Below are 25,762 nucleotides of genomic sequence, written 5' to 3'. Positions count from 1 at the left end.
AGGTTGTATGCTGAAAAAGATTACCCGACGCAGCTTTGTCTCTTCTCTGTCCGTCCTGGCGGCAATGCCGCTACTGTCGCCCCGCGTTGCGCGGGCGGCAACCGGCAAGACGGTCTCTGTAAATCAGTACAATAACAACGACTGGATCGCCGCCTTTAAGCAGGCGTTTAACGAAGGCGACACCGTCGTAGTGCCTGCAGGGCTCACCTGCAAAAACATCAACACGGGCATTTTCATTCCTGACGGCAAAACGCTGCTGATTCGCGGGGCGTTAACCGGCAATGGCCGGGGGCGCTTTGTCCTGCAGGAGGGCAGCAAAGTCATCGGTGAGGGCGAAGGCCGTACCGAAAATATTACCCTTGACGTTCGTGGCTCTGACTGTGTCATCAAAGGGCTGGCGATGAGCGGATTTGGCCCGGTAACGCAAATCTACATTGGCGGCAAAAAGCCCAGCGTGATGCGTAATCTGGTCATTGATAACATCCGCGTGAGCCAGGCCAATTACGCCATCCTGCGCCAGGGGTTTCACAACCAGGTGGATGGCGCCCGCATCACCAACAGCAAATTCAGCCACCTGCAGGGCGATGCGATCGAGTGGAATGTGGCCATCAATGACCGCAATATTCTGATCTCCGACCATGTGATCGACAACATCAACTGCACCAACGGGAAGATTAACTGGGGGATTGGTATTGGCCTTGCGGGCAGTACCTACGACAACGACTACCCGGAAAAACAGACCGTGAAGAACTTTGTGGTTGCCAATATCACCGGCAGCAACTGCCGCCAGCTGGTGCACGTTGAGAACGGTAAACACTTTATTATCCGCAATATTAAAGCCAAAAATATTACGCCTGATTTCAGTAAAAAGGCGGGAATAGACAATGCCACGGTAGCAATTTATGGCTGTGATAATTTCGTTATTGATAATGTCGATATGGTCAATAGTGCCGGAATGTTAATCGGTTACGGCGTGATTAAAGGTGACTACCTGTCGATTCCGCAGAACTTCAAGCTTAACGATATTCGTCTGGATAATAGCCAGCTTGCCTATAAGCTGCGCGGCATACAAATTTCATCCGGTAATGCGACCTCGTTTGTGGCCATCACCAACGTCGAGATGCAGCGCGCGACGCTTGAACTGCATAACAAACCTCAGCACCTTTTCTTACGCAATATCAATGTGATGCAGGAAACAGCAATCGGACCCGCGCTGAAGCTGAACTTCGACCTGCGTAAGGATGTGCGGGGTAAGTTTATGGCGAAAGACGAGACGTTGCTGTCACTGGCAAACATCAAAGCAGTGAATGAGAAAGGGCAGAGCTCGGTGGATATTGACCGGGTAGATCAGCATGTGGTGAATACGGAACGGCTGAATTTTGCGCTGCCGCACAGATAATCGTCAGTGGGCTTTTTGCGACTATTCCTGGCACGGAATCGCATTCTATTCAGATTACAACTACTGTAATTTGTGGTGCTAAGGCGTAATATCATTACAGGATTACGGCAAATCATACTGGCGAAAACAGGTTTAAGAGCTATAATTCGTCAACCATTTTAAGGTGGAAGAAATAATGATTAATTTGAAAGCAGTCATTCCGGTAGCCGGACTGGGCATGCATATGCTGCCAGCCACAAAAGCCATTCCTAAAGAGATGCTACCGATCGTCGACAAGCCGATGATTCAATACATCGTCGACGAGATTGTTGCTGCAGGGATCAAAGAAATCGTTCTGGTTACGCACTCGTCCAAGAATGCGGTTGAAAACCACTTCGACACCTCTTACGAACTCGAAGCGTTGCTGGAGCAGCGTGTTAAACGTCAACTACTGGCGGAAGTGCAGTCCATTTGTCCTCCTGGCGTGACCATCATGAACGTGCGTCAGGCGCAGCCGCTGGGCCTGGGCCACTCCATCCTGTGTGCTCGTCCTGTCGTGGGCGACAACCCGTTTATCGTGGTCCTGCCTGATATCATCATTGATACCGCTTCTGCGGATCCGCTGCGTTATAACCTGGCGGCGATGGTGGCGCGTTTCAACGAAACAGGCCGCAGCCAGGTGCTGGCGAAACGTATGAAAGGCGATCTGTCCGAGTACTCTGTTATCCAGACTAAAGAAGCGCTGGAAACAGAAGGGCAGGTGAGCCGCATCGTTGAGTTCATCGAAAAACCGGATCAACCGCAGACGCTGGATTCTGACCTGATGGCGGTTGGTCGTTATGTCCTGAACGCGGATATCTGGGCCGAGCTGGAAAAAACCGAACCAGGCGCCTGGGACCGTATCCAGTTGACCGATGCCATTGCCGAGCTGGCGAAAAAGCAGTCTGTTGACGCGATGCTGATGACCGGTGAGAGCTACGACTGCGGTAAGAAGCTGGGCTACATGCAGGCGTTTGTGAATTATGGACTGCGTAACCTGAAGGAAGGGGCGAAGTTCAGAAGCCGGATTGAGAAGTTGCTAGCTAACGACTGATTTTATCTTACTTGATTTGCACAAGCGGCAGTCATCATTTGGGTATGTTGAAACATAACCAAAATGGTAGCTGCCGTTTTTTGTTATTAATTCTAATGATAACATGGATTTATCTGATTTAAATCTGGTCAGATTTGTAACGATTTGTGCTTGTTTCTGAGGTCATTTAGGACGACAATTAACGGCAGTTTTTGTCTGAATCCAGACCAGAAAAATCATTTATTCAAACTTCGCTCAGTGCACTGGTAGCTGTTAAGCCAGGGGCGGTAGCGTGCAAAATTTCTGAAGCCGATATTAATTACCCGGTATCAGAACGCCAATATCTCGACAAATTCAATAGACGGAACAGATCACGTGAAAATTCTTGTGACGGGCGGGGCCGGCTTTATCGGCTCAGCAGTGGTACGACATATTATTAAAAATACCCAGGATGAAGTCGTCAATGTGGATAAACTGACGTATGCCGGTAACCTTGAGTCGCTTACCGAAGTGAGTGATAGCGCCAGATATGTCTTTGAGCATGCGGACATTTGCGACAAGAATGCTATGGATCGTATCTTTGCTGAGCATAAGCCGGATGCCGTTATGCACCTGGCGGCTGAGAGTCATGTCGATCGTTCCATCACCGGCCCGGCCGCGTTTATTGAAACCAATATCGTCGGTACCTATGTATTGCTCGAAGCAGCTCGTGCTTACTGGTCCACTTTAGATGATGTAGCGAAGAAGGCGTTTCGTTTCCATCATATCTCCACCGATGAAGTTTATGGCGATCTGCCGCACCCGGACGAGCATCCGGCTTCTACCGATCTGCCGCTCTTTACCGAAACCACAGCTTATGCGCCAAGCAGCCCGTATTCTGCTTCAAAAGCCTCCAGCGACCATCTGGTTCGTGCCTGGCTGCGTACCTATGGGTTCCCGACCATCGTCACTAATTGCTCCAATAACTACGGCCCGTATCATTTCCCTGAGAAACTGATCCCGCTGGTCATCCTGAATGCGCTCGATGGCAAACCACTGCCAATTTATGGCAAAGGTGACCAGATCCGCGACTGGTTGTATGTTGAAGATCATGCGCGTGCGCTCTACACCGTCGTAACCCAGGGTAAGCCGGGTGAGACTTATAATATTGGCGGAAATAACGAGAAACAAAATCTCGATGTAGTATATACGATTTGCGACATACTAGACGAGATTGTGCCAAAGGCTTCTTCCTATCGTGAGCAGATTATCTTTGTAGCAGATAGACCAGGTCATGACAGGCGTTATGCCATAGATGCCAAGAAAATTGCACGCGATCTAAACTGGAAGCCCCAGGAAACTTTTAATAGTGGAATCCGTAAAACTATAGAGTGGTATTTGCTAAATACTGAATGGTGTTCTCGTGTTCAGGACGGTAGCTATAAGCGAGAACGTATAGGTCTTTTATAACTCTATATCGTCACAGTAAATTAGCGTAGCTGAAAAGCAAAATTGAAATTTATTAATATCTTGAGTGTTATTATGAAAATTGTAGAAACTCCTTTGGATGGCTTGGTTTTGATCGAACCCACCGTTTTTGGTGATGCACGTGGTTATTTTTACGAAATGTACCACAGAAGAGCCTATCAAAATGCCGGAATTGATGTCGAATTTGTGCAAGATAATCGTTCAGCATCCCAACAAGGAGTTTTGCGAGGACTTCATTTTCAGAAAAAAAATCCTCAGGGTAAATTGGTTACAGCGTTGCGAGGTGAGGTTTTTGACGTCGCAGTAGATATACGTCCTAATTCTTCCACGTTTGGACAACACTATAGTGTGATATTGAGTGAAGATAATAAACTCCAGATGTATATCCCACCTGGCTTTGCACATGGATTTGCTGTACTCAGTGATTATGCCGAGTTCTACTATAAATGCACTACATACTATGATCCAGAAAGTGAATCCGGGATCTCCTGGAATGATGAAACAATTGCTATAGACTGGCCTATCAAAAAACCTATCCTATCTGCAAAGGATAAAATATTAGGTAGCTTCCAGGATTATAAAAATATGCTGGAGAATAAGTAATATGGCAAAGTACACTATTATTGGCGGGAATGGTTTTGTGGGGCGGGCTATTTGTCAGGAACTCGATAAAAGGGGGCTAACCTATGATGTCATAGGTAGAAATGATTGTCTCAAAGAAAACTCTCAGCTGGATAAAATTATTTATTGTGCTGGTAATGGTGATTGCAATAATAGCCCTTATGATGTATTTGAAGCAAACACCAATTTGTTGGTTAAAATTCTAAAATCTACAAACTTCAATAGGATGGTGTATTTATCATCTACACGTTTATATATGAATAATGATTGTTCAACTGAGAAGAGTGATTTGATTGTTGGTTTTAATGATAATCGAAGACTTTTCAATTTAACAAAACTGGCCGCTGAAGAAATGCTTTTGCGAAGTAATAAAGATATTGTTATACTCAGGCCAAGTAATATTTATGGAACTGCACTCAAGAGCCCACTTTTTCTCCCATCAATCATCAAAGATGCTCTTATAAAGAGGGAGGTTAATATGTATGTTGATAAACTTTACGCTAAAGATTACGTTTCGGTTGGTAATGTTGCTGAGGCTGCGATATTCTTCAGTGAACTTCATCATTCTGATAATAAAATAATTAATATAGCATCAGGCAAAAATGTTTCTGCAAATGAAATTGCGAGTATTTTAGAAAAAGAAACAGGATGTATGATAAACTGGCACACTAAAACTACAGCCCAAGAGAGCTTTCCTATAACAGATAATAAAACTTTCAGACAATCTATCCCTGAATTGAAAATTGATGATGTGATCGAAGATATGAAGGAAATGATTTTCCAATTTAAAGAAAGTATTAATAAGGGGATTGTGTGAGAATTTGTGCGGTAGTGGTAACCTTTAATAGAAAACAGTTGTTAGTTCGCAGTCTAAATTCAATTATTTCTCAACGTGATGCGGTTTTAAACAAGATAATTATTATTGATAACGCATCAACAGATGGAACAGAAAATTATCTTACACGAAAAGGGCATGTTCGGGAATAATAATAATATTGAAGTTGAATATGTCAGATTACAGTCTAACCTTGGCGGTGCTGGTGGCTTTAATAAAGGGTTGTCAATTGCATTTGATCAGCAATATGATTATTGCTGGGTGATGGATGATGATGGCTATCCAGATGAAAACTGCCTCCATCAAATGTTAAAGTATACTAATAGTTATGATTTTTAGTCCACTCGTTTTAAATGAATTAGATCATAGTAAACTCAGTTTTGGAATCGATGGCAATACCTCACGTTCCGATATCGAAGAAAAATACAAAAACACACAATTGATTGAAGGTAAAGCCAATCCTTTTAATGGTGTCATTTTTAGTAAAAAAATGTTCAGCAAGATCAGTTTGCCGAAATCAGATATATTTTCTGGGGAGATGAAAATGAATATCAACAACGAGCCCTACAGGCAGGATGAAATTTAACAGTTAAAGATGCATTCCATTTTCATCCAGAAAATAGAGTGAAATATAAAATTCTGTTTTTTGGCAAATTAAGTCAATCTGCCAGAGAGGGAGAGTTAAGACAATATTGTTATTTTAGAAATTATACTTATATTCTTAAAAAATATGGATCAGGTATAAGTTTACTTAAATGGTTCATTAAGTATTTCTGCTTATTTATCTTAACACTGGATATTAAAGGTCTGGTACTGTATATCAAAGCTGCATCTCATGCATTGCAAACGACTTTTCTCATCACCGGGAATATTTAAAATGATCATAGCAATGTCGATTGCTATCATATCGCTTCTGATGGTGTTTTGTTCTATTTCTTTATAAGGATGTTAGACATCCTGGGTTTATATTTCTTTCAGTTTGGTTTTGTGTCTGTGCTATAAATGCTGGGTTTATAAAATTACATTGAAATTAGTAGCGAGTCATATATATATATTGTTACTATGCTTTTTTCATTTTCCTTAGGCACACTCTTTTTTAGAAAAAAAAACTGCGTATCGCAACAAGGATATTTAAATGAAAGAGGATTTAAGTTTCTCTTGTTTTTTCCCTCTGTATTCAAATCCTTGCAGTACTGATTTTACTGTTCGAAGCTCAAAGATTTTCTGGCGGAATTGTAAAATACGTTGGTTATCTTCGCTCTGTGCAGATGTTTCCTGATGAAGCAACATATCCTGGTTTGTTGGGAAATCAAATGATAATGAGAATAATAAAAAATAATTACTTGGTGAATTATTTTTTACTATTAATTCTAGCCCCTTGAAGACGCAGGGTATAAAAAAATGGGTTGTAATTTGCCTAGTGGCTCGCCTCATGTATGCAGGAATGATGGGGAGTCGTTGGCAAGGTGTTATGGATATACTTAGTTTAACATTTATTTACCTTGATAGGCATAAGTATCTAATCAAACCAATAATGAAATACTCTATCCTGTTCTTTATTTTTTTTTATGCTGGCAGAACTATACGAAGCACTAATGGGTTTGGTCTTGAATATTTGGTCATGTATGTTTTTGGCGGATTTTCCTGCCTTTAGTGAATTACTGAAAAATCCAGATGCACTTTACCTACCTAATACGGCTATTTATGCAGAGCAACTATTAGGTATAGCATCGGATAATGCAATCAACATTGTGGCAGATAGCATTTGGCTTAATGATACTATCAAGACAAATACTTTTACTGCTTTTGGCGTTATGTATAAATATTACGGTGAAATCGGCTCTATAGTGTATTTTTTTGCATACGGTGCTTTGTTGAATTTCCTATACTATCGCAAGTATGAAGGTGTTCTTTATCCGGTATTGTATTATATTATTGCTCCAACAGTTTTGTTGACAGTATTTACTGAAAGTATGCTGGGTCTGCTTCCAACCATAATCAGATTGTTGTTCGTGCTGTTTTTATTGAAACTTGTTGTTAGAGTAAAACAAAATGCCTAAAGTATCTCTATTATTGTACCTGTTTATAATGTGGAAAGATATTTAAGAAAATGTCTTGATAGCCTGGTAAATCAATCTCTGTCATCAATCGAAATTATTATTGTTAATGATGGTTCAACTGATGGGTCAGAACAAATAATTAAGGAGTTTGCATCTAGCTATACAAATATCATCCACATAACCCAAAATAACATGGGTCTTAGCGAAGCAAGAAATACTGGTGTGAGATATGCAACCGGTGATTATATTGCATTTTTGGACTCGGATGATTGGGTCGTAAATGATGCTTATAAAATACTTTACGAAAAAGCTATAAAAAATAACGACGATATCGTTTGCTGTGGCTTTTCTTTGGCATATGATGATTCTGATGAACTAAAAAAGTTCAGTTCGAGCAAAGAATATATCAGTGTTGCTCCTCGGGAAAAGACAAAAATTTTCAAAGATGTCAAAGTAGCTGCATGGGATAAAATTTATCGGCGGACATTTTTCATCAAGTCGAATGCGGTATATCCATCTGGCTTATGGTATGAGGATACAGCTGTGTCTGTCCCTTTGCTCGTTAAAGGCATCTAAAGTTTCTGTAATCAAAGAACCTCTAGTATATTATCGACAAAGACCGTTTCGATAACTAAACAAGCCTTGTTTAATACCAAAATATTTGACGTATATAATGTCTATGAGCAGGTTGTACTGCAGACGCTGCCACTAAAAAAATATTTCCAAATGTATATAATTATTACTTTGTCAAAAAGTGTTTGATAGATAATATCATCAGGCTTAATCGCTATAATTGCATTCATAAGTATGCTACACGGCTAAAAAAAGAATATTACGCACGATATAAATTAAGCGATATAATTACTAATGAATTGCTAACAATAAAAGAAAAAGTCAGCGCATATTCTTTCCTGTTACTGCCTTCACGAGTGTTTTCTTTTATAATAAATAAGGCTCTCAAATCATGAGACCTCTGCAAGTATTTAAAAATAAGACTGTAAATAATATAATTTCACTCAGTCTTGTACAGGGTATGAACTATATTCTTCCATTAATTACCTTACCCTATTTAGTTAGGGTGCTAACTGTTCATGGATATGGTTTGCTAACTTTTAGCGTTGCATTTATGCAATACTTCTGATATTTACACAATTCGGGTTTAATTATTCCGCAACACAAAGAATAGCTGAAGCTCGAGACGATAAAAAAGAGCGTAGCAGAATATTTTTTTCAGTGCTTACTGCGAAACTACTTTTCTCTATTGTTAGCTTTAGCATGTTAATTATTATAACAAATCAATTTAGTTATTTCGCAGAAGTAAAATACATTATTTGGTTGTCATTTATTGCTGTATTTGGTGATGTTCTATTCCCTATTTGGTTCTTCCAGGGCGAAGAGAAAATGAGCAATATAGCTATTGCGAATATATCCGCTAAATTGTCAGACATACATCATATTTATCTTCGTAAAAGATAGTTCTGATATAGCTATTGCAGCTTTGATTATGGGTTCAGCAAATCTGATTGCTGGAATTCTAGCTCTGATAAAAATATTTAGTTCGAAACGGGTTTCATTCTGCATACCTAAAATAATTCATGTTTGGATTGAGATCAAAATGTCTTGGCACTTTTTCCTATCTTCTGCTGCCATGAGTTTATATACCGTTTCTACACCGGTTCTACTGGGGGCAATATGTGGGCCATATGTACTTGGAGTATTTTCCGCTGCTGATAAATTAAGACAAGCACTTCAAGGCCTTTTAAATCCAGTTTCTCAGGCTCTATATCCTAAAATTACCCGAATGATGCGCGATCAGCCCAAGGATATTGTTTTCCGTTTTTTACGTAAATTACTGGCTATTCAGTCAACATTAGGCTTTATGGTCAGTATTATTTGTAGTATAAGCGCAGGGATTTTTATCCCCATGATTTATGGCAAGGGAAGCGAAGAGGTCATAATAGTTTTTCAAATTCTTTCTTGGGTACCTTTCATAGTATCGATAAGCAATGTTCTTGGTATACAAACGTTACTTACTATTGGCCATAAACGTGTTTTTAGCAAGGTTATTATAATTGGTGGGGTATTTAATATTATGCTAGTTACTCTTCTGGCATTTAATTTTCAGGCAGAAGGTGCAGCAGTAGCTATATTAATCACCGAGGCAGTTATTACATTATGCATGATCGGTGCAATTTTTCGTTTAAATATTCCTTTATTTAAGTGGTGAGCTATATGTACGATTATATTATTGTGGGATCTGGACTTTTCGGTAGTGTTTGCGCCGATTGCATAAAATGAATTATAAAGTCCTTGTGTTGGAAAAACGAGAACACATTGGTGGAAATATTTATACTGAAAATAACAAAGGCATTCATATTCATAAGTATGGTGCACATATATTCCATACTAATAATAAAGAAGTATGGGATTATGTAAATAAATTCGTTGAATTTAATCGCTTCACTAATTCTCCAATGGCTAAATATAAAGATAAACTCTATAACTTGCCATTTAATATGAATACTTTTTATCAACTTTGGGGAACAGTAACTCCATTTGAAGCTAAGGCTAAAATAGAATCTCAAAAAGCCGAATTAAATAATAAAACACCGGAAAATTTAGAAGAGCAAGCAATTAGTTTGGTTGGTAAGGATGTATGCAAACGCTTATCAAAGGTTATACTGAAAAACAATGGGGTCGTCAAGCGACAGAGTTGCCTCCTTTTATAATTAAGCGTTTACCAGTACGTTTTACATTTGATAATAATTATTTTTCTGATAAATACCAAGGAATCCCTATTGGAGGCTATACTGGTTGATCGAAAAAATGCTTGAAGGTATTACTGTCAAGTTGAATGTTGATTATTTATCCAAGCGTGATGAGTATAATTCAATGGGGGCTACTATCATTTATACGGGCTCTATTGATGAATATTTCGATTATTCATTGGGTGAGTTAGAATATAAATCATTAAAGTTTGATGCACGAATTGAAAGTTGCTGAAGAAAATTTCCAAGGGAATGCTGTGGTTAACTATACTGAAAGAGAAGTACCATTTACTCGAATCATTGAGCATAAACACTTTGACCCTGTAGAAACTGGACATACAGTTATCACTAAGGAATACCCGATGGAGTGGCGTAAAGGTATGGAAGCTTATTATCCTGTAAATGACGAAAAAAACAATCAACTTTATAAAGAATACAGGAAATTAGCAAGTAAAGAAAAAAATGTTATTTTCGGTGGTAGATTGGCAGAATATTAAATATTATGATATGCATCAAGTAATTCTGTCCGCATTGCAAACAATTTCTAAGCTATAAGATAAATAATATGGATAATGTATTATTATTATGCCCAAATTTTTATAATTATCGGGAAATAATAAAGAATGAGCTTGTAAAGCAAGGCTATATTGTTCATTCATTTGATGAACGCCCCTCAAAATGCAACTTTTTTCAAAATCACATTGCGATTACTAGGAGGGAAGTTCTTTTCTGTAATTACTAAAAGATATTATAGAAATATTCTTGAGAGTATTTCTCATGTAAAATATATAAATACTATTCTTATCATAAATCCCGAAGCATTAGGAAAAGACACCCTGATGTTGCTTCAGAGGAATATCCAGAAGCTCAAGTTGTTCTTTATTTATGGGATTCACTTAAAAACAAAAGATCTGTATCGAGCCTTTTCGGGTTCTGTAATCGTATTTATACATTTGATTACAATGACGCGAAAAAGTTTGGTTTTACTTTTTTGCCGTCTTTTTCAGTGAAGCCACAAGAGATTGATAAGATAGAGAAGAAGAAAATCATTTTTATCGGTTCGGTACATAGCACGCGACTTGATATTATTTCGAAAATCCATAATATAGCCGTTAGCAATAATATTAATTTTAAATTTAATCTTTATTTCCCAAGTCGGCTCATATTCTGGTTTTCTTTTTTTGTTCAAAAAAAAGTCTTAGGAATGATCTTTTAGATAAGGTGATTTTAAAACCTTTACCCTATGAATTATTCTAAAGGAGATGCAATCAGCTGAGTTTGTGTTGGATGTTTCCCATCCTAAGCAATGAGGATTAACGATGCGTACTATGGAAGCTTTAGCATATAATAAGAAAATCATCACAACGAATGATAATATTAGGCATTACGACTTTTTTGATCCTAATAAACATTTTATTTTGAATGATATTAATGAAAAAAAATATTATTCATTTCGTTTAATACATCACAAAAAAGAATCGTTTGCTTACTCTCCATCTACGATTAATAGATATAGCATTTCAAGCTGGCTAAGAGCATTGTTGGAGCAAAAATGAATATAGTAGGCATAGGATTAGATGATTTTGCTCGTTTTTTTAATGCACTAAAGAAAGAAGCATGTAAAAGGAAAGCAACTTTTTATTATGTTACAATCTTTAGTAGCGGCTTTCTGTATGGCCTTGCGAAATTGTCTGTTTTTACTTGGTTAACACCAAGCGTATGGTGCAAATATATTGTTAATAAAAAAAATACCTTCAATCAGCAAGAGCTAATTTTTATAAAATATAAAATATGCAAAAGTAGCCAAATATCATGTTACAAGTGATCCTATAGTGAAAATTACTATAGAATGGTGTCTTGCGCCTATATTGATTTTGCTTATTCTTATTTGATTAGGAAGAGGCCGATGTTCTAATCGTAAGTGGTGACTCACGAATGCAATGTGTTGCATTTATTGAAGTCGCCGAAACGCGATTATTAAAATTTATTACTTCGAGCAAGGAGCATTTGATACAACATTTGTTGATACTGTAGGTGTTAATGCTAATTCAATTGTGCGCCAAATTGCATATTTCCCCGGTTGATAAATATGTTGATCATAAAGATGTGCTAACTTTGACAATAAATAAAAATAAAAACAAGAAATTTAAACGTTTACGGTTTTTTCGTGGTATTGACAAAATAATTAATATATTTCTTATTTATTTCTTCTCCCGTAGTGAAATCACAGAGAGATTTCCCAAACCAAACCAATCGGTACAAAAAAATACATGGCGAAGAAACCTGAAGATAAGCCATTAGTTTTGTTTGCAGCACGGATCGCATGATGTCAATATGATCATTCATAGCCCTGTCTTTGTTAATCATTATAATATTATAAAATTTCTTAATGAAAACGTACCAGATATATATCAAATTGTTGTACGAGACACCCCTTATATAAGGGGCGTTATGAAAAAGAGTTTTATAATTATATTTATGAACAAGAACGCATAATTCTTGATAACACTACGCCTTTACATAGTATTATCAACAGTGCTTCACTTGTTGCCGTTAATAACTCAACTGTTGGAATTGAGTCGCTCGCTCTTGGTAAAAGAGTTTTCGTCACTGGAGCAGCGTATTATGATACATTTTGTGGAGTCTGGAGCGTTAACAATCCAGATGATGTTTATAAGCTTAAAGAAGGCGATTACGTTTTATCTGAAAGTGAGCATGAAATTTCTTTAAAAGAATTATCTATACTATTTACTGATTTTCTCTATGCTGGACATTTCAGAGATGAGGATCTGAGTTTTACAGCTGAAATTATGGATGACATCATCAATGGCGAGGTTAAAAGTGGGAAAGTTAACGTGGGTCGTCAGAGCTGCAATATATAAGCTCTTTTTTTGGAATATGAGGAATGTATTATATTTAGGTAAGCCAACCTTTTTCTATAACATTAAGAATATAATATTTGGAAAGAGATTTAGAATTTATCCGCACGCCAGAGTTGAGCTATCTAATGCCGCAAGTTGTGAGTTCGGTGATAACACGGCAATTGGTGATAACTTTCATTTAATATGCCAGTCAAAAATTCTAATCGGCAACGATTTTTTATGTTCATCCAATGTGTTTATTTCTGATACCGACCATTCATTTCAATTAAGTAGTGTGCCTTTTATTAATCAACCTTGTGTGACTAAGGATGTACACATTGGTAACAATGTCTTCTTAGGTAAAAATGTGGTGATTCTGGCTGGTACTAAACTTGGAGATAATACCATCGTTGCCGCTAATGCTGTTGTTAGAGGTAATCATCCCGATAATGTAGTTCTTGCGGGCGTTCCTGCTAAAATCATCCGCGTATTATAATTTAACATATATTATAAAAGGTAGAATTAGATGAAAGGAATTGTACTAGCCGGAGGTTCCGGCACTAGGTTATATCCTCTTACCAAAGCGGTATCAAAACAATTATTACCAATTTATGATAAACCCATGGTTTATTATCCGATATCAGTTTTGATGCTGGCAGGTATACGTGAAATTATTATTATTACTACTCCTGAAGATTGTGATTTATTTCACCGCCTGCTAGGCGATGGATCTCAATTTGGTGTTAGCTTTACTTACGTAATACAAAAATCACCAGATGGTTTAGCTCAATCTTTTATATTGTCTGAACAGCATATTTTAAATGAAAAATGCGCATTAGTTCTCGGGGATAATATTTTCTTTGGGCAAAGTTTTGGTCGTAAACTCGAAAATGTCGCTGAAAATAATGATGGTGCTACCGTATTTGCGTATCAAGTACTGGATCCTCAGCGGTTCGGTGTGGTTGAGTTCGATGCTGATTTTAAAGCTATTAGTATTGAAGAAAAACCTAAAAAACCCAAATCCGATTGGGCAATAACTGGCTTGTACTTCTATGATGAAAATGTTGTCGATTATGCTAAAACAGTAAGACCTTCAGCGAGGGGCGAGTTAGAAATCACATCATTAAACGAAATCTATCTTAATGAAAATAAACTATCAGTAGAAATTCTTGGACGTGGATTTGCCTGGTTAGATACCGGTACACATGATAGTCTGATTGAGGCATCGCAATTTGTTAACACCATTGAAAAAAGACAAGGATTTAAAATTGCTTGTTTGGAAGAAATTGCTTATAGAAAAAATTGGTTAACCGCTGAAGAAGTACTCAAATCTGCACATTCAATGGGTAAAACCCAATATGGTCAGTATTTATTGGATCTTGTTTCCAAAAGTTAACTATTTTATCCTTGCATGCCTTATGTTTAAGCACGGATTTTCTTTGCTTTATTCTTGAGCTACAATTTAAAGATTGTATGTAACAGATTAATAAGCAACCACACCTGACAGGAGTAAGTAATGTCCAAGCAACAGATCGGCGTAGTCGGTATGGCAGTGATGGGGCGCAACCTGGCGCTCAACATCGAAAGCCGTGGTTATACCGTCTCCGTTTTCAACCGCTCCCGTGATAAGACCGAAGAAGTCATCGCTGAGAATCCGGGTAAGAAACTGGTTCCTTTCTATACGGTTAAAGAGTTTGTTGAATCTCTGGAAACGCCTCGTCGTATCCTGTTAATGGTGAAAGCGGGCGCAGGTACCGATGCAGCCATCGATTCCCTGAAACCTTATCTGGAAAAAGGCGACATCATTATTGATGGCGGCAACACCTTCTTCCTGGACACTATTCGTCGTAACCGTGAACTCTCTGCTGAAGGTTTCAACTTCATCGGTACCGGTGTATCCGGTGGTGAAGAGGGCGCGCTGAAAGGCCCATCTATCATGCCTGGCGGCCAGAAAGAAGCGTATGAACTGGTTGCGCCAATCCTGACCAAAATCGCTGCGGTTGCGGAAGATGGTGAGCCGTGTGTGACCTATATCGGTCCGGACGGTGCAGGCCACTATGTTAAGATGGTTCACAACGGCATCGAATACGGCGATATGCAGCTGATTGCTGAAGCCTACTCTCTGCTGAAGGGTGGCCTGAACCTCTCCAACGAAGAACTCGCAGAGACCTTCACCGAGTGGAACAAAGGCGAGCTGAACAGCTATCTGATCGACATCACCAAAGATATCTTCACGAAGAAAGATGAAGAGGGTAAATACCTGGTCGATGTGATTCTTGACGAAGCGGCGAACAAAGGTACCGGCAAATGGACCAGCCAGAGCTCTCTGGACCTGGGCGAACCGCTGTCTCTGATCACCGAATCCGTATTCGCTCGCTACATCTCTTCTTTGAAAGATCAGCGCGTTGCTGCTTCCAAAGTGCTGTCTGGTCCGCAGGCTAAACCAGCTGGTGACAAAGCGGAATTCGTTGAGAAGGTGCGTCGTGCTCTGTACTTGGGCAAAATCGTCTCTTACGCGCAAGGTTTCTCTCAGTTGCGCGCGGCTTCTGACGAAAACAACTGGGATCTGAACTACGGTGAAATCGCGAAGATCTTCCGTGCAGGTTGCATCATCCGCGCCCAGTTCCTGCAGAAAATCACCGATGCCTATGCTGAAAATGCAGGTATCGCGAACTTGCTTCTGGCACCTTACTTTAAGAAGATTGCTGACGAATACCAGCAGGCGTTGCGTGATGTGGTTGCATACGCTGTACAGAATGGTATTCCTGTGCCGACCTTCTCCGCTGCAGTGGCGTACTACGACAGCTATCGCGCTGCCGTACTGCCTGCCAACCTGATCCAGGCGCAGCGTGACTACTTCGGTGCGCATACGTATAAACGTACAGATAAAGAAGGTGTGTTCCATACCGAATGGATGGAATGAAGTAACGCTTTGTAATCACAACCCGGAGCTTGTCTCCGGTTTTTTTTTACGCGAAATCTGGCTCCTGATATTCGAAGTAGTCTGAATGTCATCCTGAGTACAGGGATTACTCCTGGTTTGCCTTGACAGTTCCGTTGGCCTGGAGGTACAAAGCCCAACAGTCATGTTTATCGCGATGGTCTGGCGGCCATCACTACAGTTAACTCACAGAAGTCATTAGCGAATGAAAATAACAATCTCCGGAACAGGCTATGTTGGACTCTCGAACGGTATTCTGATTGCCCAGAACCATGAAGTGGTTGCGCTGGATATCGTGCAGTCCAAAGTGGATATGCTCAACCAGAAGAAATCGCCAATTGTTGACAAAGAAATCCAGGATTATCTTACTCATAAAGAACTGAATTTCCGCGCCACTACGGATAAAGAAGATGCCTACCGCGATGCGGATTACGTCATCATTGCCACTCCTACCGACTACGATCCGAAAACGAATTACTTCAACACATCCACTGTAGAAGCGGTCATTAAAGACGTTATCGCAATCAACCCGAACGCGGTAATGGTGATTAAGTCAACCATTCCGGTAGGTTTCACTAAATCCATCAAAGAAGAGTTGGGCATCGATAACGTCTTCTTCTCGCCAGAGTTCCTGCGCGAGGGCAGGGCGTTATACGATAACCTGCATCCTTCCCGTATCGTGATTGGTGAGCGTTCTGAACGTGCTGAGCGCTTTGCTGCCCTACTGCAGGAAGGCGCCATCAAGAAAGATATTCCGGTACTGTTTACCGACTCCACTGAAGCGGAGGCGATTAAGCTTTTCGCCAATACCTACCTGGCAATGCGTGTCGCTTACTTCAACGAACTGGACAGCTACGCAGAGAGCCTGGGGTTAAATACCCGCCAGATTATCGAAGGTGTTTGTCTCGATCCGCGCATTGGTAACCACTATAACAACCCGTCATTTGGCTACGGTGGTTACTGCCTGCCAAAAGATACCAAGCAGCTGCTGGCCAACTATCAGGCTGTGCCAAACAACCTGATTTCAGCGATTGTGGATGCCAACCGCACGCGTAAGGATTTCATTTCTGATTCCATCCTGGCGCGTCAGCCGAAAGTGGTGGGTGTGTATCGTCTGATCATGAAGAGCGGTTCCGATAACTTCCGCGCCTCGTCCATTCAGGGGATCATGAAGCGTATTAAAGCGAAGGGTGTTCAGGTCATTATTTATGAACCTGCAATGCAGGAAGATGAGTTCTTCCATTCACGCGTGATTCGCGATCTGGATGCATTCAAGCAGGAAGCGGACGTGATCATCTCTAACCGCATGGCAGCAGAACTGGCAGACGTGGCGGATAAAGTGTATACCCGAGATCTGTTTGGTAGCGACTGATATTTGCGTTAAGCACGTAAAAAACCCGGCCAGTGTGCCGGGTTTTTTGTTTTAGACGTTGTAGAAAGCGCGATACCAGTCCACGAAGTTTTTCACCCCGTCTTTGACTGAGGTCTGCGGTTTAAAGCCAATAACGTCATACAACGCTTTCGTATCCGCGCTGGTTTCCAGCACGTCACCTGGTTGAATCGGCATCATGTTTTTCTCTGCTTCTTTGCCGAGTGCTTCTTCCAGCGCCGTAATGTAATCCATAAGCTCAACCGGAGAGCTGTTACCAATGTTATAAACGCGATAAGGCGCGGAACTGGTCGCCGGCGAACCGGTTTCGACAGTCCAGTTTTCATCAGCCTGAGGGATGACATCCTGTAGGCGCAGAATAGCTTCGGCGATGTCATCAATATAGGTAAAGTCGCGCTTCATCTTGCCGTAGTTGTAGACATCGATGCTTTTGCCTTCGATCATCGCCTTTGTAAACTTAAACAGCGCCATGTCCGGACGTCCCCACGGGCCATACACGGTAAAGAAACGCAGACCAGTGGTCGGCAGGTTATACAGATGGGAATAAGTATGCGACATCAGCTCATTGGCTTTTTTGGTCGCCGCGTACAGTGACACCGGGTGGTCTACCGAGTCGTCAGTAGAGAAGGGCATCTTACGGTTGAGGCCATAAACTGAACTTGATGACGCATACAGCAGATGCTGAACGTTGTTATGGCGACAGCCTTCCAGCACGTTAAGGTGACCGACCAGGTTAGCATCCGCATACGCGTGCGGATTTTCCAGCGAGTAACGCACACCTGCTTGTGCGGCCAGATGTATCACGCGATCAAACTTCTCAGAGGCAAACAGCGCTGCCATGGCTTCACGATCGGCTAACTCCATCTTGTGGAAGGTGAAATTCCCGGATTTCAGTAAATCCAGACGTGCCAGCTTGAGATTGACGTCGTAGTAGTCGTTCAGATTATCAATACCGACGACCTGGTGTCCGGCATCCAGCAAGCGTTTGCTGACATGCGATCCGATAAAACCTGCCGCGCCCGTAACCAAAAATTTCATATCTTCCTCGTTAACTCTTCGTTCTTGTCGATGCCTGAGACATCAGAATTGCTATATGATAGCGCGTTGGCCGCGAGTTATATAACCCATCTTTCCGATATAACTCATCGGATTCTGATAGAAAAATCGCTGGCAACAGATACACTATGTAGACATCACTTTTTTTGCCCTTTTTCATCTGTTAGGGATTGTATGACGCAGAACAACAATACTCCGGTTAATAGCAGTAATGGTCCGGAGCAAATTGATTTACTTGATTTAGTGCTACAGCTGTGGCGTGGAAAGTGGGTAATTGGCGCTTTTGTTGCTGTTTTTATCATCATTGCGGGTATTTACATCACCGTTGCAAAAGAAAAATGGACCTCGTCCGCCATCATTTCCCAGCCGGATGCGGCGCAGATTGCCACATACGCGAATGCACTGAATATCCTTTATGGTAATGCTGCTCCTTCAATGCAGGATATCCAAAACCGTGCCATTGGTCGTTTCAATTCCTCATTTTCTGCTTTAGCTCAGGCGCTTGAAAATCAGGAAATGCCAGAAAAACTAACCATCGATTCTACCGTTAAAGGGCAAGCGTTGCCGTTGAGCGTCACGTATCAAGGTGAATCTGCTGAAGCTGCGCAGAAGCAGCTGGCGCAATACATTCAGCAAGTAGACGAGCAAACGGCGAAGGAACTTGCGCTCGATCTTAAAGATAACATTAAGCAGCAGATTACCACGCTAAATGACTCTCTTGAAAACCAGGAGAAAGTTGCTCAGGAGCAAAAAGATCTGCGTATCCAACAGATCACTGAGGCGCTTAAGAATGCGGAAGCGGCGAAAATTACCACCCCGCAGATCCAGCAAACTCAGGACGTGACTCAGGAAACCATGTTCCTGCTGGGAAGCGAAGCGCTGAAATCGATGATTGATAACGAAGCGTCTCGTCCGCTGGTCTTCTCTGGTGCGTATTATCAGACCAAACAAAACTTACTGGATATTGAAAAGCTGAACGTGAAGCCGGACACCATTCATGTTTATCGTTACGTCATGAAGCCGGATCTTCCTATCCGACGTGACAGCCCGAAAAAGGCCATCGCGTTAATTCTGGCAGTCTTGCTCGGTGGGATTATCGGTTCTGGTGTAGTTCTCGGCCGCAACGCGTTGCGTAACTACAAACCAAAAGCCTGACTTGCAGATAAAAAAAACCGGGGAAATTCCCCGGTTTTTTTATTTATGCCGCTTACGAAGATTCTCAATCACCGCCGTCAAATCCAGCTCTTGATCCTGCAGCAGCACCAGCAGGTGATACATCAAATCAGACGCTTCGTTGGTCAGCTCTTCGCGGTCATGCACCGTCGCGGCCAGCGCGGTCTCAACGCCTTCTTCACCCACTTTCTGCGCAATACGCTTGGTGCCGCTTGCATACAGCTTCGCCGTATACGAGCTGGAAGGATCTGCCGTTTTACGCTCAGCCAGTAACTGCTCCAGTTGATACAGGAACAACCACTGGTGGCTTGCCTCTCCGAAGCAGCTGCTGGTACCTTTATGGCAGGTCGGACCGATGGGGTTAGCCAGAACCAGCAGAGTATCGTTGTCACAATCCGGCGTAATGCTAACCACATTCAGGAAGTGGCCAGAGGTTTCCCCTTTGGTCCACAGGCGCTGTTTCGTGCGCGAGAAGAAGGTCACTTTGCCGCTGTCGACCGTTTTCGCCAGCGCCTCCTGGTTCATGTATCCCAGCATCAGCACTTCACCGGAAACGGCATGCTGGACAACCACGGGCAATAATCCGTCCGTTTTTTCCCAGTCCAGCTGCGCCTGTTGTTGCTCTGTTAACATACCCTGATCTCCACGCCCTGGTCGGCCAGGTACGTTTTTAACTCACCAATATTGATAATCTGTTTGTGGAACACGGAAGCCGCCAGCGCGCCGTCAACGTTTGCATCGCGGAAGGCTTCCAGAAAATGCTCCATAGTGCCCGCACCGCCGGAGGCGATCAGCGGGACATGACAAACCTCACGCACTTTTTTCAGCTGCTCGAGGTCATACCCGTTACGCACGCCGTCCTGGTTCATCATGTTCAGCACGATTTCGCCCGCGCCACGTTTCTGCACTTCCTGGACCCAGTCCAGCGTCTCCCATTGGGTCACGCGGGTACGGCTTTCGTCGCCGGTATACTGGTTGACGTGATACTTGCCGGTGGCCGCGTCATACCAGGTGTCGATCCCGACAACAATACACTGCACGCCAAAGCGATCGGCCAGACGGGTAATCAGCTCCGGATCGGCCAGCGCAGGGGAGTTGATTGAAATTTTGTCGGCACCAAAGGAGAGGATTTTCGCCGCATCTTCTGCAGACTTAATCCCGCCCGCCACGCAGAACGGAATATCAATGACTTCTGCGACGCGCGCGACCCAGCTTTTATCCACCACGCGGCCATCGCTGGAGGCGGTGATATCATAAAATACCAGCTCGTCTGCACCTTCATCGGCATAGCGTTTTGCCAGTGGGACGATGTCGCCGATGATCTCGTGGTTGCGGAACTGCACGCCTTTTACGACCTGGCCGTCACGTACGTCCAGGCAAGGGATTATCCGTTTTGCCAGCATTGAATCGCCTCCGTCACAGTAAATTTTCCTTCCAGCAGGGCCCGGCCCACAATCACACCCTTGACGCCGGTCCCGCGCAGTGCGGCGATGTCATTAATATCACCTATGCCGCCAGAGGACTGAAACGCCACCTGCGGATAGCGGGCGCAAACTTCTTGATATAAAGAAACGTTAGAGCCTGCCAGCGTGCCGTCGCGGGAGATATCGGTGCACAGCACGTGCTTCAGGCCAACGGGCAAATAAATATCCACCAGCTCCTCCAGGGAGACGCCAGAGTTCTCCTGCCAGCCGCTGACCGCTACCTGCTTATTGCCCTGTTCATCGATACGGACATCCAGGGCCAGCACCAGCGCGTCGGCACCAAAGCGGCGGAACCAGCCTTTCACCGTGTCGGGGTCTTTGACCGCCGTCGAGCCGACCACCACGCGCGCCACGCCGGCGTCCAGCAGTGCCGCAACGTCATCTTCCGTGCGCACACCGCCACCAACCTGTACGGGGACATCCACGCCCGCCACCAGTTTTTTTAACAGTGGGATCTGGCGTTTTGCCGGCTCTTTCGCGCCCGTTAAATCCACCAGGTGCAACACCTGCGCACCCTGAGCGGCATAATCCTGCAGGCGGGGCAGCGGATCGTTACCGTAGTCGCGCTGCTGGCCGTAATCACCCTGATGAAGACGAACAACCGTGCCGTCAATTAAGTCTAAAGCGGGAATAATCATCACATCTCCAGGAAGTTTTTCAGCAGCTGAGCGCCTGCGGCACCCGAACGTTCCGGGTGAAACTGCACGCCGAAGAAGTTATCTTTCTGCACTGCCGCGGTAAACGCCTCGCCATAATTGCACTGGGCGATGGTGTAAGGATTCACCGGCATGGCGTAGCTGTGCACGAAGTAGAAGTAAGCGCCATCCTCAATGCCGCGAAACAGTCTGTCACCCGCTTTCGCATAAACGCGGTTCCAGCCCATATGTGGCAGTGGTAAACCGTGATCGGCCATTTTTGGCACGTCTTCTTCAATAATACCCAGCAGTTCGACGCCGTTGCTCTCTTCACTACGACGGCCGAGCAGTTGCATACCCAGGCAAATCCCGAGCACTGGCTGGGTACAGGCTTTGATGAGATCGACCAGTTCACGCTCGTGGATCTGATCCATCGCCGCCTGCGCGGTGCCTACACCAGGCAGGAAGAGTTTGTCTGCGCGCAGCACGACGTCCGGGTCGCGGCTCACCACCGGCTCGTAGCCGTGGCGCGCAATGGCCGATTTCACGGAGTTCAGGTTGGCGCATCCGGTATCCAGAATCACCACATTCATTACAGCACTCCTTTTGATGAGGGCAGGGCGTCACCTTCCACACGAATTGCCTGGCGCAGGGTACGGCCAAAGGCCTTGAACAGGCTCTCCACTCGGTGGTGGTCGTTCTTGCCTTTGGTCTTCAGGTGTAGCGTCAGGCCCATGGTGTAGGACAATGAACGGAAGAAGTGCTCCACCATTTCGGTGCTGAGATCGCCCACGCGCTGGTAGGTGAAATCGGCTTTATATTCCAGGTGAGGACGACCGGAGATATCCATCGCACAGCGCGCCAGGCACTCATCCATTGGCAGAACAAACCCAAAACGGTTGATGCCACGTTTGTCGCCCAGGGCCAGCTTCAGCGCTTCGCCCAGCGCCAGACCGGTGTCTTCAACGGTGTGGTGATCGTCAATGTAGAGATCGCCTTTAACCGTAATCTCCATGCGGAAGCCGCCGTGGGTGGCAATCTGATCCAGCATGTGGTCGAAGAAACCCACCCCGGTGTGGATCTTGCTGCCGCCTTCGCGATCCAGCCACACCTTCACGTCAATCTGTGTCTCTTTGGTGTTGCGTTCTACGTGCGAGTAGCGGTCACGTTTGGTGAGCTGCTCACCAATCTTCGCCCAGTTGAGATCGTCGCGGTTGTAGCGCAGCCCGGCGATGCCCATATTTTCGGCAAGCGTAATGTCGGTGGCGCGATCGCCAATGACATAGCTGTTGGCTTTATCCAGGACATCTTCCAGCAGATAGCGTTCTACCAGTTTCACCTTCGGCTTGCGGCAGTCGCACGCATCGGCAGGCAGGTGTGGGCAAATCAGCACCTCATCAAATACCACCCCCTGAGAGGTGAGTACCTGCATCATCAGGTTATGCGGGCCGTCAAAGTCGGCCTGCGGGAAGCTGTCGGTACCCAGACCGTCCTGGTTGGTGATCATCACCAGCTTATATCCGGCTTTCTGCAGTTTCAGCAGCACCGGGATCACGTCTGGTTCAAAAGCCAGTTTGTCGAAACGATCGACCTGAAAATCGGTTGGTGGCTCCGAAATCAGGGTGCCGTCTCGGTCGATAAAGAGGATCTTCTGGCTCATACTTTCTCCGCTTTCAGTGCGTCAATCACGCGCTGGCTCTCTGCACGGGTACCTACGGTAATACGCAGGCAGCCGCTCAGAGAAGGTTGTTTATTTTGATCACGTAAGATAATGCCCTGATCCCATAAAGATTTAAATACGGCACTGGAGGCGGTAAAGCGAACCAGGAGGTAGTTGGTTTCAGAGTCGAACACCTGCTCTACGCAAGGGATCGCTTTCAGGGCGGTCACCAGGTACTGTCGCTCTTCCAGGATTTGCGCCACACGTTCACGCATCGCATTAATCCCTTGCGGGGTCAGGGCCTGAGCGGCAATGTCAGCCACGGGAGTAGAAAGCGGATAGGGGGCGATCACTTTCAGCAGCAGGTCGATCACCGTTTTATTGGCCAGCGTAAACCCGCAGCGCAGACCTGCGAGCGCAAAGGCTTTCGACAGCGTACGCAGCACCACCAGGTGTGGGTACTCTTCCAGCCAGCCGGCCAGCGTCGCCTGAGGGCAGAACTCAATATAGGCTTCGTCGGCGACCACCAGTGCTTTGCCGCGGGTCATCTCCAGCAGGGTACGGATATCCTGAGGGTTGATAATTTGCCCGGTCGGGTTGTTGGGGCTACAGACAAAGACCACCTTCACGCCGTCCAGATTGTCGGCAATTCCCTGCAGGTCCAGCTGCCAGTTCTCCAGGGAGAGCACGTTACGGCACGCCACGCCAAAGGTTTCCGCGCTGACGCTGTACATGCCGTAGGTAGGCTGGCAATACATCACCGCATCTTTACCCGGCTCGCAGAACGCGCGGATCAACAGCTCAATGCCTTCATCCGCACCGCGGCTGACCAGCACCTGCTCCGGCTTCACGCCCGCATATTGCGCATAGTTTTCAATCACTGCTTTTGGCTGACACTCCGGATAACGGTTCAGCGTCTGCTGTGACAGCTCAAACTGTACCGCTGTCGGGAATTCGTTGGCGTTCAGCCAGACATCACCGTTGCCGCCCAGGCGACGAGCAGACTGATAAGGCGTCAGTCGACGGACATTTTCCCGCGCTAATTCTTCAATGTTCATGCTTGCTCCTTCAGGGCTGCAACGCGCAGCGTAACGGCGTTTTTGTGGGCGGTCAGGCGCTCGGCGGCAGCCAGCGTCTCAATGGTGGACGCCAGCGAGGCAAACCCTTCACGGGAGAGTTCCTGCACGGTCATGCGTTTCTGGAAATCGGCCAGACCCAGGCTGGAACAGGTCGAGGTGTAACCATACGTCGGCAGAACGTGGTTGGTGCCGGAGGCGTAATCGCCCGCAGACTCCGGGGACCAGTCGCCGAGGAAAACCGAACCTGCACTGGTGATGCTGTCGACCAGGTCGCGCGCGTTGCGGGTCTGAATAATCAGGTGCTCCGGGCCGTACTGGTTGGAGATAGCGATGCACTGGTCAAGATCGCGCGCCACAATCAGGCGGCTGGCGGATAACGCCTGGCGTGCCGTATCGGCGCGGGGTAAGTCGGCAAGCTGACGCTCTACGGCTTCACCCACGCGTTTGGCCATATCGGCATCTGGCGTCAGTAAAATCACCTGAGAGTCCGGGCCGTGTTCCGCCTGGGATAACAGGTCAGACGCCACAAAATCCGGCGTGGCGCCGCTGTCGGCAATCACCAGCACTTCCGACGGACCCGCAGGCATATCAATGGCCGCGCCATCAAGACGCTGGCTGACCTGGCGCTTGGCTTCGGTGACAAAGGCGTTACCCGGGCCGAAAATTTTGTCGACCTTCGGGATAGATTCTGTGCCAAACGCGAGGGCAGAAATCGCCTGCGCGCCGCCGACTTTAAACACTTCCTGCACGCCGCAGAGTTTTGCAGCATAGAGAATTTCATCGGCAATCGGTGGTGGGGAGCAGAGCACCACTTTCTGGCAACCAGCAATACGCGCCGGGGTGGCCAACATTAATACGGTTGAGAACAGCGGGGCGGAGCCGCCAGGGATGTAAAGACCCACCGAGGCGACCGGACGGGTCACCTGCTGGCAACGCACGCCCGGCAGCGTTTCCACATCAACGGTCTGCAGTTTCTGCGCGACGTGGAAGGTCTCGATGTTTTTCACCGCGACGGCCATTGCCTGTTTGATGTCATCACCCAGACGATTACTGGCATCAATGATTTCCTGTTCGGTAACCTTTAATGCATCAACTTCCGTTTTATCAAACTTTGCGCTGTATTCCCGCAGCGCGTCATCGCCACGGGTTTTGACGTTATTGAGGATCTCCGTCACGGTACGGGTGATGCTTTCGGAGGCGCTGATGGCCGGGCGCATTAACAGCTCGCGCTGCTGTTCGTCAGTACACTCATTCCAGGTAATGATAGTGTTAAAGCTCATGG

General features: G+C 44.7%; 26 protein-coding genes and 2 pseudogenes. 20 read left to right on the top strand and 8 right to left on the bottom strand.

The window, feature by feature from the left end:
- The first annotated feature begins 7 nt into the window (after positions 1–7).
- The 19 genes and pseudogenes from wcaM to ugd all read left to right on the top strand — a co-directional run bounded on the left by wcaM (position 8) and on the right by ugd (position 17,375).
- Complete coding sequence (gene wcaM / locus ACQG22_RS15150; protein ID WP_369706977.1) at positions 8–1,399, top strand: colanic acid biosynthesis protein WcaM; 1,392 nt, start codon at positions 8–10, stop codon at positions 1,397–1,399.
- Between the two features lie 175 nt (positions 1,400–1,574).
- Positions 1,575–2,471: a GalU regulator GalF gene (gene galF / locus ACQG22_RS15145; protein WP_013097865.1), complete on the top strand. Its 897-nt coding sequence runs from the start codon at positions 1,575–1,577 to the stop codon at positions 2,469–2,471.
- A gap of 354 nt (positions 2,472–2,825) precedes the next feature.
- Positions 2,826–3,899 carry a dTDP-glucose 4,6-dehydratase gene (rfbB, locus tag ACQG22_RS15140; protein WP_102752699.1) on the top strand — a complete coding sequence of 358 codons (1,074 nt, stop codon included), beginning with the start codon at positions 2,826–2,828 and terminating at the stop codon, positions 3,897–3,899.
- 72 nt (positions 3,900–3,971) lie between these two features.
- Entirely contained in the window at positions 3,972–4,520 is a 549-nt protein-coding gene (gene rfbC, locus ACQG22_RS15135) for a dTDP-4-dehydrorhamnose 3,5-epimerase (protein ID WP_205918418.1), read from the top strand.
- 1 nt (position 4,521) lies between these two features.
- Positions 4,522–5,355, top strand: a complete 834-nt coding sequence (locus ACQG22_RS15130) for an NAD-dependent epimerase/dehydratase family protein (protein ID WP_072656536.1) — start codon at positions 4,522–4,524, stop codon at positions 5,353–5,355.
- Positions 5,352–5,525 carry a glycosyltransferase gene (locus tag ACQG22_RS15125; RefSeq protein WP_426711571.1) on the top strand — a complete coding sequence of 58 codons (174 nt, stop codon included), beginning with the start codon at positions 5,352–5,354 and terminating at the stop codon, positions 5,523–5,525. The genes ACQG22_RS15130 and ACQG22_RS15125 overlap by 4 nt, the downstream gene beginning before the upstream one ends.
- Positions 5,479–5,712 carry a glycosyltransferase gene (locus ACQG22_RS15120; protein ID WP_426711570.1) on the top strand — a complete coding sequence of 78 codons (234 nt, stop codon included), beginning with the start codon at positions 5,479–5,481 and terminating at the stop codon, positions 5,710–5,712. Before ACQG22_RS15125 ends, ACQG22_RS15120 begins: the two co-directional genes overlap by 47 nt.
- Entirely contained in the window at positions 5,702–5,959 is a 258-nt protein-coding gene (locus ACQG22_RS15115; protein ID WP_426711569.1) for a hypothetical protein, read from the top strand. The genes ACQG22_RS15120 and ACQG22_RS15115 overlap by 11 nt, the downstream gene beginning before the upstream one ends.
- Positions 5,960–6,968: 1,009 nt before the next feature.
- Entirely contained in the window at positions 6,969–7,433 is a 465-nt protein-coding gene (locus tag ACQG22_RS15110; RefSeq protein ID WP_426711568.1) for a hypothetical protein, read from the top strand.
- A 3-nt stretch (positions 7,434–7,436) separates the two neighbouring features.
- Positions 7,437–8,009: a glycosyltransferase gene (locus tag ACQG22_RS15105; protein ID WP_426711605.1), complete on the top strand. Its 573-nt coding sequence runs from the start codon at positions 7,437–7,439 to the stop codon at positions 8,007–8,009.
- A 388-nt stretch (positions 8,010–8,397) separates the two neighbouring features.
- A pseudogene (locus ACQG22_RS15100) lies at positions 8,398–8,909 on the top strand (oligosaccharide flippase family protein).
- Positions 8,851–9,660 (top strand): oligosaccharide flippase family protein, encoded by an 810-nt coding sequence (locus tag ACQG22_RS15095; protein ID WP_426711567.1) that lies wholly within the window; start codon positions 8,851–8,853, stop codon positions 9,658–9,660. Before ACQG22_RS15100 ends, ACQG22_RS15095 begins: the two are co-directional and overlap by 59 nt.
- A gap of 5 nt (positions 9,661–9,665) precedes the next feature.
- A pseudogene (glf, locus tag ACQG22_RS15090) lies at positions 9,666–10,756 on the top strand (UDP-galactopyranose mutase).
- A gap of 764 nt (positions 10,757–11,520) precedes the next feature.
- Positions 11,521–11,757, top strand: a complete 237-nt coding sequence (locus ACQG22_RS15085; RefSeq protein ID WP_426711566.1) for a hypothetical protein — start codon at positions 11,521–11,523, stop codon at positions 11,755–11,757.
- Positions 11,758–12,609: 852 nt separating this feature from the next.
- The gene (locus tag ACQG22_RS15080) at positions 12,610–13,083 is read left to right on the top strand and encodes a hypothetical protein (protein ID WP_426711604.1); all 474 of its coding nucleotides are present in this window, start codon (positions 12,610–12,612) and stop codon (positions 13,081–13,083) included.
- Positions 13,016–13,558, top strand: coding sequence for an acyltransferase (locus ACQG22_RS15075; RefSeq protein ID WP_102752949.1), 543 nt, complete (start codon positions 13,016–13,018; stop codon positions 13,556–13,558). Before ACQG22_RS15080 ends, ACQG22_RS15075 begins: the two co-directional genes overlap by 68 nt.
- A 30-nt stretch (positions 13,559–13,588) precedes the next feature.
- Positions 13,589–14,458: a glucose-1-phosphate thymidylyltransferase RfbA gene (gene rfbA / locus ACQG22_RS15070; RefSeq protein ID WP_161646165.1), complete on the top strand. Its 870-nt coding sequence runs from the start codon at positions 13,589–13,591 to the stop codon at positions 14,456–14,458.
- 120 nt (positions 14,459–14,578) lie between these two features.
- On the top strand, positions 14,579–15,985 hold the full coding sequence (gndA, locus tag ACQG22_RS15065; protein ID WP_102752688.1) for an NADP-dependent phosphogluconate dehydrogenase: 1,407 nt from the start codon (positions 14,579–14,581) through the stop codon (positions 15,983–15,985).
- Between the two features lie 223 nt (positions 15,986–16,208).
- Positions 16,209–17,375, top strand: a complete 1,167-nt coding sequence (ugd, locus tag ACQG22_RS15060) for a UDP-glucose 6-dehydrogenase (RefSeq protein ID WP_023620898.1) — start codon at positions 16,209–16,211, stop codon at positions 17,373–17,375.
- Between the two features lie 51 nt (positions 17,376–17,426).
- Here ugd and ACQG22_RS15055 read toward each other — a convergent pair whose 3' ends face one another.
- Positions 17,427–18,431: an NAD-dependent epimerase gene (locus tag ACQG22_RS15055; protein ID WP_013097849.1), complete on the bottom strand. Its 1,005-nt coding sequence runs from the start codon at positions 18,429–18,431 to the stop codon at positions 17,427–17,429.
- Between the two features lie 192 nt (positions 18,432–18,623).
- Here ACQG22_RS15055 and wzzB point away from each other — a divergent pair, with 192 nt between their 5' ends.
- Positions 18,624–19,604 (top strand): LPS O-antigen chain length determinant protein WzzB, encoded by a 981-nt coding sequence (gene wzzB / locus ACQG22_RS15050; RefSeq protein ID WP_102752687.1) that lies wholly within the window; start codon positions 18,624–18,626, stop codon positions 19,602–19,604.
- Positions 19,605–19,643: 39 nt separating this feature from the next.
- Here the strand turns inward: wzzB and hisIE are convergent, their stop codons facing one another.
- From hisIE to hisD, 7 genes are read right to left on the bottom strand one after another with little or no spacing between them, the layout of a single operon-like run.
- Positions 19,644–20,255 carry a bifunctional phosphoribosyl-AMP cyclohydrolase/phosphoribosyl-ATP diphosphatase HisIE gene (gene hisIE, locus ACQG22_RS15045; protein WP_000954830.1) on the bottom strand — a complete coding sequence of 204 codons (612 nt, stop codon included), beginning with the start codon at positions 20,253–20,255 and terminating at the stop codon, positions 19,644–19,646.
- On the bottom strand, positions 20,249–21,025 hold the full coding sequence (gene hisF / locus ACQG22_RS15040; protein ID WP_023620900.1) for an imidazole glycerol phosphate synthase subunit HisF: 777 nt from the start codon (positions 21,023–21,025) through the stop codon (positions 20,249–20,251). The genes hisIE and hisF overlap by 7 nt, the downstream gene beginning before the upstream one ends.
- Positions 21,007–21,744 (bottom strand): 1-(5-phosphoribosyl)-5-[(5-phosphoribosylamino)methylideneamino]imidazole-4-carboxamide isomerase, encoded by a 738-nt coding sequence (gene hisA, locus ACQG22_RS15035; RefSeq protein ID WP_095439617.1) that lies wholly within the window; start codon positions 21,742–21,744, stop codon positions 21,007–21,009. Before hisA ends, hisF begins: the two co-directional genes overlap by 19 nt.
- Complete coding sequence (hisH, locus tag ACQG22_RS15030) at positions 21,744–22,334, bottom strand: imidazole glycerol phosphate synthase subunit HisH (RefSeq protein ID WP_001103580.1); 591 nt, start codon at positions 22,332–22,334, stop codon at positions 21,744–21,746. Before hisH ends, hisA begins: the two co-directional genes overlap by 1 nt.
- Positions 22,334–23,401: a bifunctional histidinol-phosphatase/imidazoleglycerol-phosphate dehydratase HisB gene (gene hisB / locus ACQG22_RS15025; RefSeq protein ID WP_040022544.1), complete on the bottom strand. Its 1,068-nt coding sequence runs from the start codon at positions 23,399–23,401 to the stop codon at positions 22,334–22,336. The genes hisH and hisB overlap by 1 nt, the downstream gene beginning before the upstream one ends.
- Positions 23,398–24,459, bottom strand: coding sequence for a histidinol-phosphate transaminase (hisC, locus tag ACQG22_RS15020; protein ID WP_369706900.1), 1,062 nt, complete (start codon positions 24,457–24,459; stop codon positions 23,398–23,400). The genes hisB and hisC overlap by 4 nt, the downstream gene beginning before the upstream one ends.
- Positions 24,456–25,760 carry a histidinol dehydrogenase gene (gene hisD, locus ACQG22_RS15015; protein ID WP_095427564.1) on the bottom strand — a complete coding sequence of 435 codons (1,305 nt, stop codon included), beginning with the start codon at positions 25,758–25,760 and terminating at the stop codon, positions 24,456–24,458. Before hisD ends, hisC begins: the two co-directional genes overlap by 4 nt.
- Between the last annotated feature and the right edge of the window lie 2 nt (positions 25,761–25,762).

The organism is Enterobacter cloacae complex sp. 309I3 (genome assembly GCF_050031595.1).
Classification (GTDB): domain Bacteria; phylum Pseudomonadota; class Gammaproteobacteria; order Enterobacterales; family Enterobacteriaceae; genus Enterobacter; species Enterobacter cloacae.
This window is presented reverse-complemented; position numbering and strand designations above follow the sequence as displayed.

Coding starts and splice junctions, on each gene's coding strand:
- hisH (WP_001103580.1), bottom strand. CDS start 22,334: ATGAATGTGGTGATTCTGGATACCGGATGCGCCAACCTGAACTCCGTG.
- hisB (WP_040022544.1), bottom strand. CDS start 23,401: ATGAGCCAGAAGATCCTCTTTATCGACCGAGACGGCACCCTGATTTCG.
- hisD (WP_095427564.1), bottom strand. CDS start 25,760: ATGAGCTTTAACACTATCATTACCTGGAATGAGTGTACTGACGAACAG.
- wcaM (WP_369706977.1), top strand. CDS start 8: ATGCTGAAAAAGATTACCCGACGCAGCTTTGTCTCTTCTCTGTCCGTC.
- ACQG22_RS15085 (WP_426711566.1), top strand. CDS start 11,521: ATGCGTACTATGGAAGCTTTAGCATATAATAAGAAAATCATCACAACG.
- ACQG22_RS15115 (WP_426711569.1), top strand. CDS start 5,702: ATGATTTTTAGTCCACTCGTTTTAAATGAATTAGATCATAGTAAACTC.
- hisA (WP_095439617.1), bottom strand. CDS start 21,744: ATGATTATTCCCGCTTTAGACTTAATTGACGGCACGGTTGTTCGTCTT.
- ACQG22_RS15055 (WP_013097849.1), bottom strand. CDS start 18,431: ATGAAATTTTTGGTTACGGGCGCGGCAGGTTTTATCGGATCGCATGTC.
- ACQG22_RS15075 (WP_102752949.1), top strand. CDS start 13,016: ATGACATCATCAATGGCGAGGTTAAAAGTGGGAAAGTTAACGTGGGTC.
- ACQG22_RS15120 (WP_426711570.1), top strand. CDS start 5,479: ATGGAACAGAAAATTATCTTACACGAAAAGGGCATGTTCGGGAATAAT.
- hisIE (WP_000954830.1), bottom strand. CDS start 20,255: ATGTTAACAGAGCAACAACAGGCGCAGCTGGACTGGGAAAAAACGGAC.
- rfbC (WP_205918418.1), top strand. CDS start 3,972: ATGAAAATTGTAGAAACTCCTTTGGATGGCTTGGTTTTGATCGAACCC.
- rfbA (WP_161646165.1), top strand. CDS start 13,589: ATGAAAGGAATTGTACTAGCCGGAGGTTCCGGCACTAGGTTATATCCT.
- hisC (WP_369706900.1), bottom strand. CDS start 24,459: ATGAACATTGAAGAATTAGCGCGGGAAAATGTCCGTCGACTGACGCCT.
- ugd (WP_023620898.1), top strand. CDS start 16,209: ATGAAAATAACAATCTCCGGAACAGGCTATGTTGGACTCTCGAACGGT.
- hisF (WP_023620900.1), bottom strand. CDS start 21,025: ATGCTGGCAAAACGGATAATCCCTTGCCTGGACGTACGTGACGGCCAG.
- gndA (WP_102752688.1), top strand. CDS start 14,579: ATGTCCAAGCAACAGATCGGCGTAGTCGGTATGGCAGTGATGGGGCGC.
- ACQG22_RS15130 (WP_072656536.1), top strand. CDS start 4,522: ATGGCAAAGTACACTATTATTGGCGGGAATGGTTTTGTGGGGCGGGCT.
- galF (WP_013097865.1), top strand. CDS start 1,575: ATGATTAATTTGAAAGCAGTCATTCCGGTAGCCGGACTGGGCATGCAT.
- wzzB (WP_102752687.1), top strand. CDS start 18,624: ATGACGCAGAACAACAATACTCCGGTTAATAGCAGTAATGGTCCGGAG.
- ACQG22_RS15110 (WP_426711568.1), top strand. CDS start 6,969: ATGGGTTTGGTCTTGAATATTTGGTCATGTATGTTTTTGGCGGATTTT.